The following is a 2,518-nucleotide window of genomic DNA, read 5'->3' as shown; positions in this document are numbered from 1 at the left end:
ACAGCCCGTCCTACCTGTGGAACGCTGCCACCTGGGAGATCAGCGAGGCGTTGATCCCTTATCTGCCAACGATTCTGGGCGGGCCAGTAGAGTGGGACGACGACGAGACGGTGCGCCGCGCGATCGAAATCCGCGATGGCACCATCGTGAACCCCGACATCCTGGCGTTTCAGAACCGTGCGCCGGAGTACCCGCACCCGCGTATGGACCCCCACTGACCTGCGATGGCGTACCGTCACGGGTATCGAGCCGCCCGGTTTCTCCGGGTCAACATGCTCGACTGAAAAAGGACATCACGATGGTTTCGCCCACGAAGATCCGTTCCCCCTACGAAAACCGCCTCGATTTGATCAAGACGACGATCATGGCTCATTCCAAACTCGACGACGACGTGGCGGGGGACCTGGCCGTTGAGGTTCTCAGTGCGCTGAACTCGATTCCCGCTCAGAGGGTGCGCTGACCAAGGCCTTAACGTCCTCGGCTGAGGTGATGTAACTTCAATCGACACAGCGACGAGGGGTGCTGCGCCGAGGAGTAGACGGTGGATGCGACGCCATTTGGGCACTATGAGCTGCACGAGCTGCTGGGCCGCGGTGGAATGGGCGAGGTTTATCGCGCCTACGACACCAAGACCGACCGTGTAGTCGCCCTGAAGGTACTGCCTCATCACCTCGCCGAGGACACCATCTTCCAGCAGCGGTTTCGCCGGGAATCGCAGGCTGCGGCCAGTTTGAGCGACCCCCACGTGGTGCCGATCCACGGCTACGGGGAGATCGACGGCCGGCTCTACCTGGACATGCGGCTGATCGACGGCAAGACCCTCGGGGACATCCTCGCCGAGCGGGAGGGGCCGATCGACACGGCGCTGGCCGTGAAGGTGGTCGAACAGGTCGGTGCGGCCCTCGACGCCGCGCATCAGGCGAAGCTGATTCACCGGGACGTCAAGCCGTCGAACATCCTGATCACCGGGAGTGAGTTCGTCTACCTGATCGACTTCGGTCTGGCGCGCACCGCGGGCGAGAAGGGCATGACGACGGCGGGCAACACGCTCGGCACGTTGGCCTACATGGCGCCGGAGCGGTTCGACGCCGGACAGAGCGACCCACGATCGGACGTCTACGCGCTGACGTGCGTGCTGTACGAGAGCCTGACGGGCTCGCGTCCGTTCCCCGCGGACAGCCTCGAGCAGCAGATCGCCGGGCACATGACGCAGGCGCCGCCGCGGCCGTCGGCGTTCGACCCGCAGCTGGCGGCGTTCGACGACGTCATCGCCAAGGGCATGGCCAAGAAGCCGGGGCAGCGGTATCAGACTGGCGCCGAGCTGGCCGCCGCTGCCCACCGCGCGCTGAACGCACCCGTGCGCGGCACCGGGCGCTCCGGTCGGCATTCGGCCCGCCGAGTCCCGACGCAGGGCGGCTGGCGACCGTCGCGCCGGATCATCGCGGTCGCCTCCGCGGTCGTCGTGCTCGCGGCGGTGGGCACGTTCGGGGTCGTGCAGTGGCGCAACGGAACCGCGGACGGCGACCCCAGACAGGCCGCCGTCGAGAACAGCACGGTTCCGCCGGACCCGAACCTGCCTGCGGGCGCCGTGGCGTCGATCGCAGCCACGGTTCCGGCGGAGATCAGGGCCTCCGGCACGTTGGTTATCGGCGTCAACGTGCCCTACGCGCCCAACGAGTTCAAGGATTCACACGGGACGATCGTCGGCTTCGACGTGGACCTGATGAACGCGATCGCACGAACGTTGGGGCTCAAACCCGACTATCGCGACACCGAGTTCGACAGCATCATCCCGTCGGTGCAGTCCGACAACTTCAACGTCGGGGCGTCGTCGTTCACCGACACCCTCGACCGGGAGCAGAAGGTCGACTTCGTGACCTACTTCCAGGCGGGCACCCTGTGGGCGCGACGGACGGGTACGTCCGTGGAGCCGTCGGCGGCGTGCGGGCTGAAAGTCGGTGTGGCGCAAGGCGTTTTGCAGGCCACGTAGGAAATCCCGGCCAAGAGCGACGCCTGCGTAGCAGCGGGGCTCTCGCCGATCGACATGGTGGTGTTCACGCGCCAGGACGATCTGACCAAGGCGTTGGTCGCAGGCGAAGTCGATGCCATGTCGGCGGATTCACCGGTGACGGGGTTCGCGGTAAAGCTCAGCGCGGGGGTGCTGGAGGCGGCGGGCGAAGTGACGGACTCGGCGCCCTACGGCTGGCCGGTGCCCAAAGGATCCGGGTTGGCGCAGTCGTTGAAGCAGGGGCTGGAGCACCTGATTCAGACGGGTGAGTACCGGACGATCGCGACTGTCTGGGGCGTGGAGAAGGGTCTGATCGACGCGCCGACCATCAATGGGGCGTCGGGCGGTTAGCGAAGCGCGCCAGTCGGTCGTTTGACGTCGGCTGCACCGGGCACCTCTCCCGCGTGGAGATGAAAGTGCGTCCGGGCTCCACTCACAACCGGCCGAGCTTAACCCCGCCTGACGACACGCGCCGCCCTCAGGCCCGCTGCGCAGCGGCGTCGGCGGCGC

1 protein-coding gene and 2 pseudogenes are annotated in these 2,518 nt (G+C 66.7%); all 3 read left to right on the top strand.

The features are described 5' to 3' along the window. A pseudogene (locus QOD90_RS27780) lies at positions 1 to 218 on the top strand (alanine dehydrogenase); the annotation flags it as partial. Positions 219 to 298: 80 nt separating this feature from the next. Continuing rightward, complete coding sequence (locus QOD90_RS27775) at positions 299 to 460, top strand: DUF6307 family protein (RefSeq protein WP_526355149.1); 162 nt, start codon at positions 299 to 301, stop codon at positions 458 to 460. Between the two features lie 81 nt (positions 461 to 541). Continuing rightward, positions 542 to 2,359, top strand: a pseudogene (stpK7, locus tag QOD90_RS27770) (serine/threonine protein kinase StpK7). Positions 2,360 to 2,518 lie beyond the last annotated feature (159 nt).

It is taken from the genome of Mycobacterium sp. (genome assembly GCF_032161845.1).
Taxonomy (GTDB): Bacteria; Actinomycetota; Actinomycetes; order Mycobacteriales; family Mycobacteriaceae; genus Mycobacterium.
The sequence above is the reverse complement of the archived record's forward strand: the minus strand, read 5'-3'. Positions and strand labels throughout refer to the sequence as shown.

Bases quoted from the DNA above. Each gene is read 5' to 3' on its own strand.
- QOD90_RS27775 (WP_526355149.1), top strand. From the start codon at position 299: ATGGTTTCGCCCACGAAGATCCGTTCCCCCTACGAAAACCGCCTCGAT.